Genomic DNA, 16,225 nt, shown 5'->3' with positions numbered 1-16,225 from the left:
CGCCATCGGGGCGGTAACGGAAGGAGCCCAAAATGGCCGAACGGTCTTTTGCCAAGGAAGTCGAAAAGCTCAGGCTCGGCGCCGGCGAGGAGTTTTCCGGCGAAGGCATTCTCGCCATCACCAAGGCGCTGCTGCAATGCGGCGTCGGCTATGTCGGCGGCTATCAGGGCGCGCCGATCAGCCATTTGATGGACGTGCTGGCCGACGCGCAGGATATCCTGGGCGAGCTCGGCGTGCATTTCGAGGCGAGCGCCTCGGAAGCGACCGCCACCGCCATGCTTGCGGCATCGGTGCATTATCCTATCCGCGGCGCGGCGACCTTCAAGTCGACGGTCGGCACCAATGTCGCCTCCGACGCGCTCGCCAATCTCGCTTCCGGCGGCGTCACCGGCGGTGCATTGATCATCGTCGGCGAGGATTACGGCGAAGGCTCCTCGATCATGCAGGAGCGCAGCCACGCCTTTGCCATGAAGAGCCAGGTCTGGCTGCTCGACCCGCGACCGAACCTGCCGTCGATCGTCAAGGCGGTGCAGGACGGCTTCGAGCTGTCCGAGGTTTCCAACACGCCGGTCATGCTGCAGGTCCGTATTCGCTGCTGCCATGTCCACGGCCATTTCATCGCCAAGGACAACAAGCGCCCGGCAATGACTGTGGCCGATGCGCTCGAGGCGCCGCGCCGCGACACCGGCCGCATCGTGCTGCCGCCCGCGTCCTTCCTGCACGAGAAGGAAAAGGTGCAGAAACGCTGGCCGGCGGCGGTGGATTTCATCCGCACCAACAAGATCAACGAGTTTTTCGGCCCGGAGCACGGCTCGGTCGGCATCGTCATGCAGGGCGGCATGTACAATTCGGTCGTCCGGGCGCTGCAGCGGCTCGGCCTCGCCGACACTTATGGCGACACCGACGTGCCGCTCTATGTGCTCAACGCCGTCTATCCCTTAGTCGACGACGAGTTCCTGTCCTTCTGCGAAGGCAAGGACGCCGTCCTCGTCGTCGAGGAAGGCCAGCCCAACTACATCGAACAGGCCTTTGCCGCGATGCTGCACAAGGCCGGCCGCGGCACCAGGCTCGTCGGCAAGGAACATCTGCCTATGGCCGGCGAATATACCGGCCAGGTGATGCTCGACGGCATCGGATCGTTCCTGCGTGCCACCATCCCGCATCTGCTGCCAAGCGAGGTCCGCGCGCCGAACAAGATCGGCGACGGGCTCGACACCGCCGACCTGATCAACGTCGTCCCGGGCCGGCCGCCCGGCTTCTGCGTCGGCTGCCCGGAGCGGCCGATCTTCGCCGCCACCAAGCTGGTCGAGCAGGAGCTGGGCAAGCACCACATCGCCTCCGACATTGGCTGCCATCTGTTCTCGATCATGCCGCCTTTCGAGCTAGGTGCCACTACCATGGGCTACGGGCTGGGGCCGGCCTCGGCTTCGGCGTTCAATTCGCCCGATGCCAAGCGCCGCTCGATCTCCTTCGTCGGCGACGGCGGCTTCTGGCACAACGGTCTGACCTCGTCGATCGGCAACGCGGTGTTCAACAAGAACGACGGCGTCATCGTCATCGTCGACAATTTCTATTCGGCCGCGACCGGAGGGCAGGACATCCTGTCGTCCCGCGCCGGCAACAAGACCAAGTCGACCAAGCACCCGATCACCGAGGCGGTGAAGGGCATGGGCGTCAAATGGCTGCGCCACATCGACCGCACCTACGACGTAACCAAGATGCAAGACACGCTGCGCGAGGCGCTGACGACGGACGAGAAGGGCCCGAAAGTCATTGTCGCCTCGTCCGAATGCATGCTCAACCGGCAGCGCCGCGAAAAGCCGCTGGTCGACAAGGCGATCAAGGGCGGGACGCGCATAGTCAAGCCGAAATTCGGTGTCGACGAAGATATCTGCACCGGCGACCATGCCTGCATGCGGCTCTCCGGCTGTCCGTCGCTTTCGGTGAAGTCGCTCGACGATCCGTTGCGCGACGATCCGGTGGCGCATATCGACCAAAGCTGCGTCGGTTGCGGCAATTGCGGCGAGGTCGCCGATGCGGCGGTGCTCTGCCCGTCCTTCTACCGCGCCGATGTCGTGCACAATCCGAGCCGCTGGGACCGTTTCCTTGAAGCCGCGCGGCGCGCCACGATCAGTCTCTTGCAGCGGCGCCGTGAAAGCCGGCGCCTGATATTCGCCGATGCTTGACGCTAGCCCATCAACCCGTTCCAAGGCCGGCGCGCCGGACGACGAGCGCGTCATAAAGCTTGCCGTGCTCGCGGTCGGCGGCCAGGGCGGTGGCGTGCTGGCCGACTGGATCACCGACGTCGCCGAGCGCAACGGCTACGTCGCGCAATCGACCTCGGTCGCCGGCGTCGCCCAGCGCACCGGCGCCACCATCTATTATGTCGAAATGTGCCGCGACACCGGCCGCCTGCCGGTCTTCGCGCTGTCGCCGTCGCAGGGCGACGTCGATATATTGATCGCCGCCGAACTGATGGAAGCCGGCCGCGCCATCATCCGCGGCTTCGTCACGCCCGAGCGCACGACGCTGATCGCCTCGTCGCACCGCATCGCCGCGGTCTCGGAGAAGATCGAGCCCGGCGACGGTCGCGCCTCGTCCGCCAAGGTGCATGCCACGGCGGAAGCCGCGGCCAAGCGCTTCATTGCCTTCGACATGGAGAAGATCGCCGCCGACAATGGCTCGATGATCTCGGCCAGCCTGCTCGGCGCGCTGGCCGGCTCCGACGCCTTGCCGTTCAGTCGCGAAAGCTATGAGCAGGCGGTCAGTGCCGGCGGCCGCGGTGTGAAGGCCAGCCTCGCCGCCTTCGGCGCCGCCTACGATCGGGCGCGCGGCATCGCGAGTGCGCCTTCGGGCGACAAGACTGCACAGCCGGCGGCCGCTGAAACCCGCTCGGGCGCCGCGACAAAAGTCAGCGGCCCGGAAAGCCTGTTGAAGGGCTGGCAACAACTGGCGGCGCGCGTCGCCGCGTTGCCGGCACCTGTGCACGACATGGCGCTTCGCGGCCTGAAAAAAGTCGTCGACTACCAGGACATCGCCTATGGCGGCGAGTATCTCGACCGGCTCGACCGCGCGGTCGTCCTGGACGATGCCGAACACGCCTACGCGCTGTCGATCGCCGCCGCCAAGCATCTGGCCAACGCGATGTGCTACGACGACATGATCCGCGTCGCCGACCTGAAGACGCGCTCTAGCCGCGACCGACGCGTACGCCGTGAGGTCGGCGTCAAGGACGGCTCGGTCCTGCAGGTGACCGAATATTTCCATCCGCGCATCGAGGAATTCTGCGGCACGCTGCCGGCCGGGCTCGGCAGCTACATCGAAAGCCGGCCGATGCTCGCCGCCTTCCTCGACCGCCGCATCAACCGCGGCCGCCATATCCGCACCGACAGTTTTGCCGGCTTTGCCGCATTGTGGTTCATCGGCGGCCTGCGCCGCTGGCGCCGCCGGCTGCTGCGCCACAAGGTCGAGACCGCGCATATCGAGCGCTGGTATGCGCTGGCGCTGGGCCAAGTCGGCGAGGACTACGCGCTTGGCACGGAGATCCTCAACTGCCGCCGGCTGATCAAGGGCTACAGCGACACCCACGCCCGCGCGCAGTCGAAATTCGACCGGGTGCTGTCGGTACTCGACCTGGTCAAGGGCCGCCCGGACGCCGCAGACTGGACCCGGCGCCTGCGCGAAGCCGCGCTGAAGGACGAAAAGGGCGACATGCTCGACGGCGCGCTGAAGACGGTGGCGTCGCTGGGCGACGGCGACGTTCCATCAAGTTGATCTGTGAAATGGTCCCGTTTAATTCATCGAGAATTTTGGTGCCGCTTAGGTGACTCGAACACCTGACCCCATCATTACGAATGATGTGCTCTACCAACTGAGCTAAAGCGGCCCGGGAAGCCGAGCTTCCAGGATGGGCTGCGTGATAGACGCAACCGGCCGCGAATTCAAGATGGCAGTCGCGATTTCAGGACGAGGCAATTCGTGCCGCCTCCGGCCGGGCGCAAGGGCAGCCGCCGCGCGGATCTACCATTGGCCGCGTGATGCCGCATCGGCACGCCGCGCGACCGCCACGTTGGCCGTGACCGGGAAAATCAGCGAAAAATGTTGATTCCTTTACCGAAAACCGCCGAAATGAGCTTTGTGCCCCTCGGCAAGGCAGAATGCGGCCGCTCGCTTGTTGATTGATTGGTCGCCTGCGGCTAACGATCATGGCAATGTGAGTGAAATTGCAGAGGGAATTCGCTTGGACGCGATCGAAAAAGCGATCCGCAATGCCTTCGAGAAAGGCAATGCCGACGACCGGGCGTTTCGCGAGCGGGTCTATCGATCGGCTTTCGCGGCACTCGACCGTGCCCTGCAGGCCAATCCAAACGTCACGGTGGAGGTCGCCATCAAGCGCCGCAAGGCGGTCCAGGCGAAGATCACCGAAATCGAATCGGAATTCCTGCCGGCGGTTGCCGACGTCGCCGCGCCGACCGACAGTTTGCAGGCAGCACCGGCGGTGGAGCCTCCGGCTGAAACTGAAACCGAAGCCGAGCCCGCGCCGTCGCCCGATGTCGTCGTTGACGGTCCAGCGCAGCCGCCCGAATCCGATGCGCCGCGGTCGCGCGTCCTGCCGGTCGTTCCCGACATCATGCCCGATGCGCCTGTTCCCGAGGCGCCGGTGATCGACATGGGGGCCTCGGTTCCGACCGAAGCCGACGTCGAAACCGACGATGCGGAAGTGACGCCCGACCGCGACGACCGGCGGGCGAGGCGGCGGCGCCTGCCCTTGACCGCGATCTTCTTCGGTGTGACGCTGCTCGCAGCCGCCGGCATCGGCCTTTATTTCGCCAACCAGACCGGCGTCTTCAAATCGGCGACCGAGCTCGACACAGCGCCACCGGAAGCGCCGCCAACGGTCGACGGCGAAGATTTCACGCCGGACGACACCGCTTCGCCGCCGAAGCAGGGCGAGCAGGACGAGGCGCGCGACTGGATCAACGTTTTTTCGCCGGGTGACCCGACGCAGGTCAATGCACCGTCGGACGCCAAGGCCGACGTCATCCAGGACGAAAGCGGTTCCTTCCTGCGCATCCGCTCGGGGGCATCCGGCTCGGCCATCAGCTTCGACGTCGGACAAGGCGTGTTGGAAAAACTAGCCGGCAAGCATGCCACATTCGACATCATCGCGCGCTCCGAGGAGGGGCAGGAGACGCAGATTTCCGTCGATTGCAATTTCGGCGAACTCGGCGACTGCGGCCGCAAGCGCTATGCGGTCGGTCGCGAGCGCAATGAATATCTGTTCGACGTGCGCTTTCCCGACAAGCGTCCGGGTGCTGCCGGCACCATCGCCATCAATTCCGACTTCGATAAGCAGGGCAAGTCGGTCGACATCTACGAGATCCGCGTTTCAGTCGTTCCCTAAAGCACGTCGCGTTCGGACCGGTCTTATGCGACGCACTTTAGGTTCTTGTTTTGATGCATGTCGTTACCGCAAAACCGCTGCACACTTTTTGCTCGACATGCATTAACTATCGAGCAGCGCCTGCAGCGTCTCGATGCGGTCGGCTTCGGCCGCCGGCTTGTCCCAGCGCAGCCGCGAAATGCGCGGAAAGCGCATGGCAACGCCGGATTTGTGCCGCGTCGAGCGGTTGATCCCTTCGAAGGCTACCTCAAGCACCAGCCCGTTCCTGCGGTCGGCACGCACCGAGCGCACCGGGCCAAAGCGCTCGATCGTATTGTCGCGGACATATTTGTCGATCTGCCTCAGTTCCTCGTCGGTGAAGCCGAAATAGGCTTTTCCCACCGGCACCAGCTCCTCCGATCCTTCCGGCCCGGACCAGACGCCGAATGTGTAGTCGGAATAGAAGCTCGAGCGCTTGCCATGGCCACGCTGGGCATACATCAGCACGGCGTCGACCGTGTGCGGATCGCGCTTCCATTTGAACCACGGACCCTTCGGCCGCCCGGCCACATAGGGCGAATCCCAGCGCTTCAGCATGACGCCTTCGATGACCGGATGCAGCGGCTTGCGGCGCAATTCCTCGAGTGCCTGCCAGTTGGTGAATTCGACCAGCGGCGACAGATCGAAGCGGCTCGGATCGAGTGTCCTGACGAAGGCCTCGAGCCGGCCGCGCCGTTCGCGGAAGGGAAGTCCGCGCACATCCTCGTCACCAATCTGCAGCGCATCGTAGCAGCGCATGAAGGCCGGGTATTGCTGCTGGATCTTGGGTGACACGCTCTTGCGGTTCAGCCGCTGCTGCAGGTCCGAGAACGTGCCTGTCGCCTGCCTGGGGTCTCCGACCAGAAGCTCGCCGTCGAGGGCGCCGGAAAAATCCATCGCCTCCGCAAGGTCCGGAAAGGCACCCGAGACATCGTCACCGGTGCGCGAATAGAGCCGGCGAATGCCGCCTTCGCAAACCGCCTGGACGCGGATGCCGTCCCATTTCCATTCGGCCGCGTAGTCGGCCGGGTCGAGCTTTTCGAGGTCGCCGTCGCCGACGGCATTCGACAGCATCACTGGCCTGAACAGCGCCAGCGCCGTCTTCCTGGGTTTTTCCGCTTTACCCTCCAGCCAGGCGAACAGCGCGAGATAGGGCGGCGTCAGCCCGTGCCAGAGTTCCTCGATCTCGGCGATTTCGACCTTGCCGAAATCGGCCAGCGCCTGCTTGGCAAGCCGCGCCGAGACGCCGATGCGCAGGCCGCCGGTGACCAGCTTTATGATGGCAAAGCGCGCCGAAGTGCTGGCGCTGTCGAGCAGCCGGGCCAGCACTTGCGGCCCGTCGGAACGGCTCGCCGCCTGCAGCTTGGCCACCACCTCGGCCAGCGTCGGCTCGTGGTTCGCAATGTCGACCGGCGCCTGCGGCCAGACCAGCGATACGGTCTCGGCCAGGTCGCCGACATAGTCGTAGGAATAGCCGAACAGCACCGGATCCATGCGCTCGATCACCAGTGTGCGCAGCATCGCCGGCTTGACCGCGGCGATGGACAGATCGCCGGTGATGGCCGCCAGCGCCAGCCCGCGGTCCGGATCCTCGACGCTGCGGAAATAATCGGTCAAAAGCGTCAGCTTGCCGTTGCGCGACGGCGTCAGCACCAGCCGGTCGAGAAGCTCGGCGAAGCGGTTCATGAGTGGCGCGCCAAGGGGGGAAGCTTGCGATCCTTCGCGCCCCTCTCTGTCCTGCCGGACATCTCCCCCACGAGGGGGGAGATTGGCAGTTTCGTCCTTGCCACCCGTCCAGCAACGTTGGTGGTTGGCGAAAGCCGGCGCGACATCCAATCTCCCCCCTCGTGGGGGAGATGTCCGGTAGGACAGAGAGGGGCGCCGTAGAGCTCTGCGCAGGTGACCATCGAACCTCGCATTCTCAATCGCCCTCGTCCTCATAACCAACGAGATGCAGCGGCCGAGCCGCAATGCCTTCGAGCTCGCACCAGCGCACCAGCGCCTCCTCGCGGCCATGCGTTACCCAGATTTCTTCGGCGCCGGTCTCCTTGATCGTGGCGGTCAACTCGCCCCAGTCGGAGTGGTCGGAAATGATCAGCGGCAGCTCGACGCCGCCCTGCTTGGCGCGCTGGCGGATGCGCATCCAGCCTGAGGCGAAGCACGACATCGGATCGGGAAAACGCCGCGCCCAGCGATCGGCGAAGGCGGATGGCGGGCCGACGACGATGGCGCCGGCAAAGTCGCTTTTTTGGCCGGTCTCGACGGTCGCCGGTTCCAATGTGCCGAGATCGATATTCTGGCTCTGGTAATACTCGCTGAGCTTGGCCAGCGCGCCGTGGATGTAGATCGGCTTTTCGTAGCCGGCATCGCGCAGCAGCCGCATGACGCGCTGCGCCTTGCCCAGCGCATAGGCGCCGACCAGATGCGTTCGCTCGGGAAACTGCTCGGTCGATTTCAGCAGCCGGGCGATCTCTTCGGTATCGGGCGGATGCCGAAACACCGGCAGACCGAACGTCGCCTCGGTGATGAAGACGTCACACTTGAGCGGCTCGAACGGCTCGCAGGTCGCGTCCTTCTGGCGTTTATAGTCGCCGGACGCGACGATGCACGTACCCTGATGCGCGACCTTGATCTGGGCCGAGCCAAGCACATGACCAGCCGGGTGAAAGCTGACGGCCACACCGCCAAGCGCAATCGTCTCGCCGAGCACGGCGGCTTGCGTCGTTCCGGCAAAACTGTCGCCGTAGCGCAGCCCCATGATGTCGAGCGTCTGCTGCGTCGCCATCACCGAGCGGTGGCCGGAGCGGGCATGGTCGGAATGGCCATGTGTGATCAGCGCCCGGTTGACCGGCCGCACCGGGTCGATGAAGAAATCGCCGGGCGGGCAATACAGCCCTTCCGGCCGGGGATGAAGCAGGTCGCTGGCGCGCATGGCCCCAAGATAGGCGCTAATTCCGGCGCGGGAAGCCTGTTGTATGTCACTGCTGACTCCAGCATAGAGCGCAAGCCGGCTGCAAACACCCGGCGGAACCCGATCGCATGAAATCGCTCCAGACCTCGTCCGGCGATTTGACCGCCGACCGCCGCGCCGACTATGCCGAAATGCTCTATGCATCCGGCGATCATGCGGCAGCGGCGGAATTGCTGCTCGGCGCGCTCGAACTGGCGCCGCAATGGCCAGCCGGCTGGTTCCGCCTCGGCGAGATGCAGGAAGCGGCGGGCGCGCGCGATCGTGCCGCGCAGGCCTGGACGACGGCACTGCGGCTCGACCCGGCGGACAGGCTCGGCGCGGTGCTCAAGCTGCAATTGATCGGCAGGGCAGCGGCGGCCCAGGCGCCGCCCAGCGCCTTTGTCGAGACGCTGTACGACCACTATGCCGGGAGTTTCGAGGCTGAACTGGTCGACAGGCTCGGCTATCGTCTGCCCGAATGCCTCGACCGCGCCATCCAGGCAGCACGGCCGGGCCGGTTTTCGCTGGCGCTCGATCTCGGCTGCGGCACCGGCCTCATGGGCCAGAAGCTGCGGCCGATCGCCGACCGGCTGGAGGGTTACGACATCTCGGCCGCCATGCTGAGGCAGGCGCGCGCCAAAGGCGTCTACGATCTGCTCGTCAAGACGGACCTGCAGGATTTTTGCTATTCTGGCCCGAAAGCCGATCTGGTGACGGCGGCCGATGTGTTCATCTATGTCGGCGCACTCGAAAAGGTGGTGAACAAGATTGCCGGAATGCTTGCCGGCGGCGGTCTGTTTGCGTTCTCCGTCGAGACGCTCCCGGGCGGAGAATCGTCTGACAGCGCCGGCTTCGCCCTGCTGCCGTCCCGCCGCTACGCGCATTCCCAAAGCTATGTAGAGCGGGTTCTGGACGCCGACGGCTTTTCAGTCCTGTCGCTGCAGGCAACGATCATCCGGCAGGATCGCCGCCAACCGGTCGAAGGGCTGGCCGTAGTGGCAAGCTTGCTTTCCGGCAGCGTAAAATCTGGCTAAGACTTCTGCCGCTGCGCATGAGAAGCCGCAGCTGCGAACGACAAGGAGCACGTTCATGCGCTGGAACATGACGGTCTTGGCATCTTGCCTGGCGATGGCCGGCTGCGTCGGCAATTCGATGTCCGAACGGCAGGACGAAAACGTCCAGTCCTCGCTGCAATATGACAAGGTGCCTTGCGATCAATTGCTGGCGCAACGAAACGGCCTGGCGCAGCAATATCATCTGCCGGTGGACGCCAAGCCGTCCTTCTCCAACCCGGCGACGGGCTTTGGCCCGTTCACGCCGGATATGCGCTCGAAAGCCAAGCGCGATGCCGACCAGGCAAGCGGCAAGATCGACGCCATGAACCGGTCGATTGCCCGCCGCGAATGCGGCAAGCCGGCCAAGCAGAACAAGCTCGGCCTGACCTGACCGGATCCTAATCCGCCACCTTCCACTGCTCGCGCGAGGCGCTGGCGGGATAGACGCCGAGAATGCGCATTTCGCGCGAGAAAAAGCGCAACTCGTCGAGTGCCAGCTTCACCAGCGGATCGTCGGGATGGCCCTCTATGTCGGCGTAGAACAGCGTCGCCGTAAACGCGCCGAGCTGGTAGCTTTCCAGCTTGGTCATGTTGATGCCGTTGGTGGCAAACCCGCCCATCGCCTTGTAGAGCGCCGCCGGCACGTTGCGGACGCGGAAGATGAAGGTCGTCATCATCCTGGCGTCGGCCGAGGGGCGCTCGGCCCATTGCTTGTTCTTGGTCAGCACGACGAAGCGGGTGACGTTGCTGTCGGTGTCCTCGACATTCTCCTCGATGATGTCGAGTCCGTAGAGGGTCGAGGCCAGCGCCGGCGCCAGCGCGGCCATGGTGCGGTCCTTCATCGCGGCGACCATCTTGGCGGCGCCCGCGGTGTCGCCGGCAACCGTCGCCTTCCAGCCGTTCTTGCGGATGTATTTGCGGCATTGGCCGAGCGCGTGGATGTGGCTGTGCACGGTCCTGATCTCGTCGCGCCTGACGCCGCGCAGCACCATCAGCTGGAAGTGGATCGGCAGAAAGTATTCGCCGATGATGTGCAGCTTCGATTCCGGCAAGAGGTGATGAATGTCGGCGACGCGGCCGGCAATGGTGTTCTCGATCGGGATCATCGCCAGATCGGCCTTGCCGGTCTCGACGGCGTTGAAGGCGTCCTCGAAGGTCGGGCACGGCAACGGCTCCATCGACGGGAACATGTTGCGGCAGGCGGTGTCGGAATTGGCGCCCGGCTCGCCCTGGAAGGATATTTTGTTGGTCTTTTCAGGCATGCGCAGAGTCTCGGGAATTGGGGGAAGAATTTCTTAGTTGGAAAGGAGCGCCCTGGCGCGTTCGAGATCGTCCGGCGTATCGACGCCAAGCGGCACCGACTGGACGATCTCCGCATCGATGCGCATGCCGGCCTCCAGCGCCCGCAACTGCTCCAGCCGCTCGCGGCGCTCCAGCGGCGACGGCCTTAGCGCAACGAAGCGTTCGAGTGCGGCGCGGCGATAGGCATAGAGGCCGATATGATGGTAGAGCGGGCCTTCGCCCCAAGGGGCGGTGGCGCGGGTGAAATAGAGCGCCCTGAGCCGCGTCGTCGAGAGTGGCGAGCCGACCAGCTTGACGACGTTCGGATTGGTCTTTTCCTCGTCGCGTACGATCTCGACGCAGAGCGTGGCGATGTCGACCGCTGCGTTCTCGAAAGGCTTCAGCGCGGCGCCGATAACAAGGGGGTCGATGGTCGGCAGATCGCCCTGCACATTGACGATGGTCTCGACGCTGTTGCCAGGGTCGAGAATGGTCAGCGCTTCGAAGATGCGGTCGGAACCGGTTTCGTGGTCCGCCCGCGTCATCACCGCCTCGAAACCATGCGCGCGCACCGCCTCCGCAACGCCTTGCGTATCGGTGGCGACGACGACCCGGCCGAGCCCGGCCTCGGCAGCGCGGCGGGCGACGTGGACGATCATTGGAGTGCCGGCAATGTCGGCGAGCGGCTTGCCCGGCAGGCGGGTCGAGGCCATGCGGGCCGGGATCAGGATGAGGGTGGACATGAGGCGGGCAGGGGCTCGAAAAAGAGGAGGACAAAAGTGGCAAAAGGTCTCACTGGCAGCGCCCTTATAGGTGTTGCAACGCCGGAGCAAAAGACCTAGTTTCCGCGCGATTTGACCGCCTCGCAGGGTGGTTCACGATACCGACGGACGGAGTGGACGGATCGGTCCGCCGGAAAAGGGAGCCTGGGGCGTATGGATTCCAACGAAGTCAACAAGCTGCTCGCCGGTCTCCTCGGCACCGTGTTCATCGTCTTTTCCGTTGGCATCGTGTCCGACGCGCTGTTTGCCTCGCCGGCGCCGGAAAAGCCCGGCTTCGCCATCGAGGCGACCGAGCCCGCCGAAGGCGGCCCGGCCGCTCCCGCCGCGGCCGTGAAGCCGATTGCCGAGCTGCTGACCACTGCCAACGCCGAAGCGGGCGCCGCCATCTTCAAGAAATGCCAGGCTTGCCACTCCGGCGAAAAGGGTGGCCCCAACAAGGTCGGCCCCGATCTCTGGGACATCATCGACCGTCCGGTCGCCGAGCATGAGGGCTTTGCCTATTCGGCCGGCATGAAGGAGTTCTCCAAGGGCGGCAGCGAGAAGTGGACCTACGACAATCTCAACCACTTCATCACCTCGCCGAAGAAGTTCGTGAAGGGCACCGCGATGGGCTTCGCCGGCCTGCCCAAGGATGAGGACCGCGCCAACGTCATCGCCTATCTGCGCACGCTGTCGGACAATCCGAAGCCGCTGCCGGCGCCCGGCGCCTCGGCCGAAAATGAGCCCGCCAAGCCGCCCGAAGGTGCGGCCCCTGCCAAGCCGGCAGAAGGCGCGGCGCCAGCCGCCCCGGCGGCACCCGCAAAATAACAAAACTGTAATGACATTATCCTTGAAAAAGCCGGGTTCAGCCCGGCTTTTTCGTTAGGAAAAATGCATATGCGACGACAAAGCCGCTCGGTTGCGGTTTTCAGCGCCGCCAAATGATCTAGATTGGGCCCAGACGCTATGGTGACGGCGCTATATCGCGAAGAGGAGAACGCATGACGGTTGGCCGAGCGCGGACGCTTCTGAAATCGGTGCTGATGCTGGCTGCCTTTGCCGGCGGCCTGCAGGCGGCCTTTGCGGACGAATGGCGCACGACCTCCTCGCTGATCGGCGAATCCAAATACGGCGACAATTTCCAGCACTACGACTACGTCAATCCGGATGCGCCGAAGGGCGGCACGCTGAATTCGGTGGTGCTCGGCACGTTCGACAGCTTCAATCCCTATATTGTGCAGGGTTCGTTCGCCGCCGGCTTCGCCCAATTCGGCGGCGGCCTGCTCTACGACACGCTGATGGAGCAGGCGACCGACGAGGGCAGCACCAGCCATACGCTGATCGCCGACGCCTACAAATATCCGGCCGACTATTCCTCGGCGACCTACCGGCTCGATCCGCGGGCCAAATGGCATGACGGCCAGCCGATCACCACCGAGGACGTGATCTGGTCGTTCCAGGTGCTGAAGGCCAACAGCCCGATGTACAGCCGCTATTTCGAGAACGTCACCGACGCGGTCGCGATCTCCGATCGCGAGGTCGAGTTCCATTTCAGCCAGAAGGGCAACCGCGAACTGCCGAAGATCCTCGGCGATCTCGTCGTGCTGCCCAAGCATTGGTGGGAAGGCACCGATGCCAAAGGCAAGAAGCGCGATATCACAAGGCCGACGCAGGAGCCGCCGCTCGGCTCCGCAGCTTACAAGATCGCCAGCTTCAAGCCGGGCTCGGAAATCGTCTGGCAGCGCGTGCCGGATTACTGGGCGGCCAAACTGCCGGTGAAGATCGGCCGCGAGAATTTCGACAGGCAGCGTTTTACCTATTTTCTCGACGACAATGCCTCCTGGCAGGCCTTCACCAAGGGCGGATTCCAGGATCTTCGCCCTGAGTCACGTGCCCAGCGATGGGCAGTCGAGTATAATTTCCCGGCCATCAAGGCGGGGGACGTCATAAAAGCGGAATATCCTACGACGTCGCCGGAACCCATGCAGGCCTATGTCATGAATACGCGCCGGCCGCTTTTTCAGGACGTGCGCGTGCGCGAGGCTCTGACCCACGCCTACGATTTCGAGAGCATGAACCGCACCATCTTCTTCGGCGCCTATACGCGCACGGACAGTTACTTCGAAGGTGGTGATTTGGCCTCAAGCGGCCTGCCGCAGGGGAAGGAATTGGAAATCCTGCAACAATATCGCGACAAGCTGCCGCCCGAACTATTCACCCAGGAGTTCAAGCTGCCCGTCTACAACACGCCGCAGTCGGGGCGTGAAAATCTTCGGAAAGCCTATGAGCTTTTGAAGCAAGCGGGGTGGATCAACCGAGGCGGCAAGCTGGTCAATGAAAAGACCGGCGAACCGTTCAGGATCGAGTTTCTGGGCAACGATCCCGTGGACGAACGCGTTGCCGCGCCTTTGATCGATAATCTCAAACGCCTCGGCATCGACGCGACGCTGCGTATTGTTGACGACAGCCAGTACACAAACCGGACCCGCGCCTTCGATTTCGATATGCTGGCGCTTGCAGGCTTCCAGCAATCCAACTCGCCGGGCAACGAACAGCGCGATTTTTTCAGCTCCACTGCAGCCGATACCTCCGGGTCACGCAATTTGGCGGGCATCAAGAACCCGGTCGTCGACGCGCTTATCGACCGAGTGATCTTTGCCACCGATCGGGACGATCTCATGGTGGCCACCCATGCGCTGGACCGAGTGTTGCTCTGGAATTATTACATGATCCCACAATGGCACCTGGGAAAAATTCGTGTCGCCTACTGGAACAAGTTCGGCATTCCGGCAAAGCAGCCAAGCTACCTAGGCGTCGACCAGAATTCCTGGTGGATCGACCCGGACAAGGAAAAGGCGCTGGCGGCCAAATACAAGAGCGGCAACTGATGGCAGCGCTGCCTCGTCGCGACTTCCTCGCCCTGGGCGGTGCTGCCGCCGCTGCGGCACTGCTGCCAGGCCGAGCTTTCGCGGCCATTCCGACCGGCGTGAAACTGCACGGGTTGTCAGCTTTTGGCGATCTCAAATACGGGCCGGATTTCACGCATTTCGACTATGTCAATCCAGACGCTCCCAAGGGCGGCCGGATGAATTTCGGCCCGCCGAACTCCACCCTCAATCAGAGCTTTCTGACTTTCAACACGTTGAACTCGCTGGTGTTGAAGGGGGATTCGCCGCCGCGCACCGAGCTCTGTTTCGATTCGCTGATGGCAAGGGCGCTCGATGAGCCGGATGCGGTCTACGGCGTGCTTGCCGAATCCGTTACCTTGTCGCAGGACCGCAACGGCTTCCGCTTCAGCCTGCGGCCACAAGCACGCTTCCATGACGGCTCGCCCCTGACGGCCGAGGACGTTGCCTTCGCCTTGAACCTCTACAAAGACCGGGGACACCCGAACCTTTCCCAAGCGCTGCGGCATATGACGGATGCGGTCGCAATCGATCCGCTTACTGTCAGCCTTACCTTCAACGGCAAACAGTCGGCGCAGAATATCCTCGCGATCGCCGTAATGCCGATCGTGTCCAAAGCCTTCTATACGGCCAATGATTTCGACGCCTCGACGATGACCCCGCCGCTCAGCTCCGGGCCGTACAAGATGGGACGGGTCGTGGCCGGGCAGACTATCGAATATGAACGCGTCGCCGACTATTGGGGGCGCGATCTCGCCGTGAACCGCGGGCTTAATAATTTCGACCGTATCCGTATCGATTTCTATCTTGATCGCCAGGCAGCGTTTGAAGCGTTCAAGAAAGGCGATACGCATTTTCGCGAGGAATTCACCGCGCGGGTATGGGCGACCGGTTACGACTTTCCGGCCCTGAAGGACGGCAGGGTCGTCAAACGGGAATTTCCCGGCGAGAAATCGCCCGACATGCAGGCTGTCGCGCTGAACCAGCGCCGGCCGCAATTCCGCGATGTGCGCGTGAGACAGGCGATCGCCTATTGCTTCGATTTCGAATGGACCAAGCGGGTACTGTTTTTCGGCTCCTACGAGCGCTCGCAATCGAACTTCGAACGATCGGACTACAAGGCCGAGGGCCTGCCCTCGCCCCAGGAATTGAAACTGCTGGAGCCGTTTCGAGCCGAGTTGCCGCCGGAAACCTTCGGCGAACCGGTGGTGCAACCCGTCTCGGACGGTTCCGGTCACGACCGTAAGGTGCTGCGCGAAGCTTCGAGACTGCTTGCCGAAGCCGGCTGGAAGCGAGCGGGCAATTTCGTCGTCAATGAGAAGGGCGAGCGACTGCGGGTGGAAATGCTGGCCGAGGACGAGGGTCTCGTTCGCATTTTCGCGCCGTGGTCCGAGAATATGAAGGCGATTGGCATCGACGCTTCGATCCGGCAGGTCGATTCGACGCAATTTGAAGCGCGGCAAAGCAACTACGATTTCGATTTCAACATGCTACATTGGTTGATCGGGGCGACGCCTACTGCCGACGGCCTGGAAATCCTCTACAATTCCCGGATGGCGAAAACGCCGGGGATGCGCAACTATCCGGGCACGGAAAGCAAAGCCATCGACGCGCTGATCGAGGCAGCCGGCAAGGCGCAGAGCCGGATCGAACTCGTCACAGCGCTCAACGCGCTCGATCGGGTCTTGCGCGCGCGGCTAGACTGGATTCCAACATATCATCTGGCGAATCACCGGGCAGCCTTCTGGGACATGTTCGGCTTTCCCGCTCAAAAGCCGGATTACGACTTTCCGGTCGAGACGCTGTGGTGGTTCGACAAAGACAAGGCGGCAAAGATTGGCAAAGCCTGA

General features: G+C 63.5%; 12 protein-coding genes and 1 tRNA gene. 8 read left to right on the top strand and 5 right to left on the bottom strand.

Going from position 1 to position 16,225, the window contains the following annotated elements; translation table 11 throughout:
* Positions 1 to 32 precede the first annotated feature (32 nt).
* Both NKI67_RS11505 and NKI67_RS11500 read left to right on the top strand, forming a co-directional pair.
* On the top strand, positions 33 to 2,186 hold the full coding sequence (locus NKI67_RS11505; protein WP_023676847.1) for a thiamine pyrophosphate-dependent enzyme: 2,154 nt from the start codon (positions 33 to 35) through the stop codon (positions 2,184 to 2,186).
* Entirely contained in the window at positions 2,179 to 3,774 is a 1,596-nt protein-coding gene (locus NKI67_RS11500; protein WP_023676848.1) for an indolepyruvate oxidoreductase subunit beta family protein, read from the top strand. The genes NKI67_RS11505 and NKI67_RS11500 overlap by 8 nt, the downstream gene beginning before the upstream one ends.
* A gap of 36 nt (positions 3,775 to 3,810) precedes the next feature.
* On the opposite strand, the gene NKI67_RS11495 is transcribed toward NKI67_RS11500, so the two are convergent.
* Positions 3,811 to 3,886: transfer RNA gene (locus NKI67_RS11495), tRNA-Thr, on the bottom strand.
* A gap of 354 nt (positions 3,887 to 4,240) precedes the next feature.
* On the opposite strand from NKI67_RS11495, the gene NKI67_RS11490 reads away from it, so the two are divergent.
* Entirely contained in the window at positions 4,241 to 5,404 is a 1,164-nt protein-coding gene (locus NKI67_RS11490) for a hypothetical protein (RefSeq protein ID WP_023676850.1), read from the top strand.
* Between the two features lie 102 nt (positions 5,405 to 5,506).
* Here the strand turns inward: NKI67_RS11490 and NKI67_RS11485 are convergent, their stop codons facing one another.
* Positions 5,507 to 7,108 (bottom strand): cisplatin damage response ATP-dependent DNA ligase, encoded by a 1,602-nt coding sequence (locus NKI67_RS11485; protein WP_023676851.1) that lies wholly within the window; start codon positions 7,106 to 7,108, stop codon positions 5,507 to 5,509.
* Between the two features lie 235 nt (positions 7,109 to 7,343).
* A complete protein-coding gene (locus tag NKI67_RS11480; RefSeq protein WP_023676852.1) occupies positions 7,344 to 8,354 on the bottom strand; it encodes a ligase-associated DNA damage response exonuclease in 1,011 nt (336 codons plus the stop codon).
* A 107-nt stretch (positions 8,355 to 8,461) separates the two neighbouring features.
* On the opposite strand from NKI67_RS11480, the gene NKI67_RS11475 reads away from it, so the two are divergent.
* The gene (locus NKI67_RS11475) at positions 8,462 to 9,406 is read left to right on the top strand and encodes a methyltransferase domain-containing protein (RefSeq protein WP_352645337.1); all 945 of its coding nucleotides are present in this window, start codon (positions 8,462 to 8,464) and stop codon (positions 9,404 to 9,406) included.
* Positions 9,407 to 9,461: 55 nt separating this feature from the next.
* The gene (locus tag NKI67_RS11470; protein ID WP_023676854.1) at positions 9,462 to 9,818 is read left to right on the top strand and encodes a hypothetical protein; all 357 of its coding nucleotides are present in this window, start codon (positions 9,462 to 9,464) and stop codon (positions 9,816 to 9,818) included.
* A gap of 7 nt (positions 9,819 to 9,825) precedes the next feature.
* On the opposite strand, the gene NKI67_RS11465 is transcribed toward NKI67_RS11470, so the two are convergent.
* Positions 9,826 to 10,689, bottom strand: a complete 864-nt coding sequence (locus tag NKI67_RS11465; protein ID WP_023676855.1) for a prephenate dehydratase — start codon at positions 10,687 to 10,689, stop codon at positions 9,826 to 9,828.
* Positions 10,690 to 10,722: 33 nt separating this feature from the next.
* A complete protein-coding gene (locus tag NKI67_RS11460) occupies positions 10,723 to 11,451 on the bottom strand; it encodes a 3-deoxy-manno-octulosonate cytidylyltransferase (protein ID WP_023676856.1) in 729 nt (242 codons plus the stop codon).
* A 192-nt stretch (positions 11,452 to 11,643) separates the two neighbouring features.
* Here NKI67_RS11460 and NKI67_RS11455 point away from each other — a divergent pair, with 192 nt between their 5' ends.
* The 3 genes from NKI67_RS11455 (at position 11,644) to NKI67_RS11445 (ending at position 16,225) form a co-directional block, all read left to right on the top strand.
* On the top strand, positions 11,644 to 12,297 hold the full coding sequence (locus NKI67_RS11455) for a c-type cytochrome (RefSeq protein WP_023676857.1): 654 nt from the start codon (positions 11,644 to 11,646) through the stop codon (positions 12,295 to 12,297).
* A gap of 173 nt (positions 12,298 to 12,470) precedes the next feature.
* Positions 12,471 to 14,357: an extracellular solute-binding protein gene (locus NKI67_RS11450; protein WP_023676858.1), complete on the top strand. Its 1,887-nt coding sequence runs from the start codon at positions 12,471 to 12,473 to the stop codon at positions 14,355 to 14,357.
* A complete protein-coding gene (locus tag NKI67_RS11445; protein ID WP_352635802.1) occupies positions 14,357 to 16,225 on the top strand; it encodes an extracellular solute-binding protein in 1,869 nt (622 codons plus the stop codon). The genes NKI67_RS11450 and NKI67_RS11445 overlap by 1 nt, the downstream gene beginning before the upstream one ends.

This window comes from Mesorhizobium sp. M0408, from assembly GCF_040321495.1.
Taxonomy (GTDB): Bacteria; Pseudomonadota; Alphaproteobacteria; order Rhizobiales; family Rhizobiaceae; genus Mesorhizobium.
This window is presented reverse-complemented; position numbering and strand designations above follow the sequence as displayed.

What these genes read in the sequence shown, in the direction of transcription:
- NKI67_RS11505 (WP_023676847.1), top strand. Translation starts at nt 33, where the DNA reads ATGGCCGAACGGTCTTTTGCCAAGGAAGTCGAAAAGCTCAGGCTCGGC.
- NKI67_RS11450 (WP_023676858.1), top strand. Translation starts at nt 12,471, where the DNA reads ATGACGGTTGGCCGAGCGCGGACGCTTCTGAAATCGGTGCTGATGCTG.
- NKI67_RS11465 (WP_023676855.1), bottom strand. Translation starts at nt 10,689, where the DNA reads ATGCCTGAAAAGACCAACAAAATATCCTTCCAGGGCGAGCCGGGCGCC.
- NKI67_RS11475 (WP_352645337.1), top strand. Translation starts at nt 8,462, where the DNA reads ATGAAATCGCTCCAGACCTCGTCCGGCGATTTGACCGCCGACCGCCGC.
- NKI67_RS11455 (WP_023676857.1), top strand. Translation starts at nt 11,644, where the DNA reads ATGGATTCCAACGAAGTCAACAAGCTGCTCGCCGGTCTCCTCGGCACC.
- NKI67_RS11485 (WP_023676851.1), bottom strand. Translation starts at nt 7,108, where the DNA reads ATGAACCGCTTCGCCGAGCTTCTCGACCGGCTGGTGCTGACGCCGTCG.
- NKI67_RS11480 (WP_023676852.1), bottom strand. Translation starts at nt 8,354, where the DNA reads ATGCGCGCCAGCGACCTGCTTCATCCCCGGCCGGAAGGGCTGTATTGC.
- NKI67_RS11445 (WP_352635802.1), top strand. Translation starts at nt 14,357, where the DNA reads ATGGCAGCGCTGCCTCGTCGCGACTTCCTCGCCCTGGGCGGTGCTGCC.
- NKI67_RS11500 (WP_023676848.1), top strand. Translation starts at nt 2,179, where the DNA reads ATGCTTGACGCTAGCCCATCAACCCGTTCCAAGGCCGGCGCGCCGGAC.
- NKI67_RS11470 (WP_023676854.1), top strand. Translation starts at nt 9,462, where the DNA reads ATGCGCTGGAACATGACGGTCTTGGCATCTTGCCTGGCGATGGCCGGC.
- NKI67_RS11460 (WP_023676856.1), bottom strand. Translation starts at nt 11,451, where the DNA reads ATGTCCACCCTCATCCTGATCCCGGCCCGCATGGCCTCGACCCGCCTG.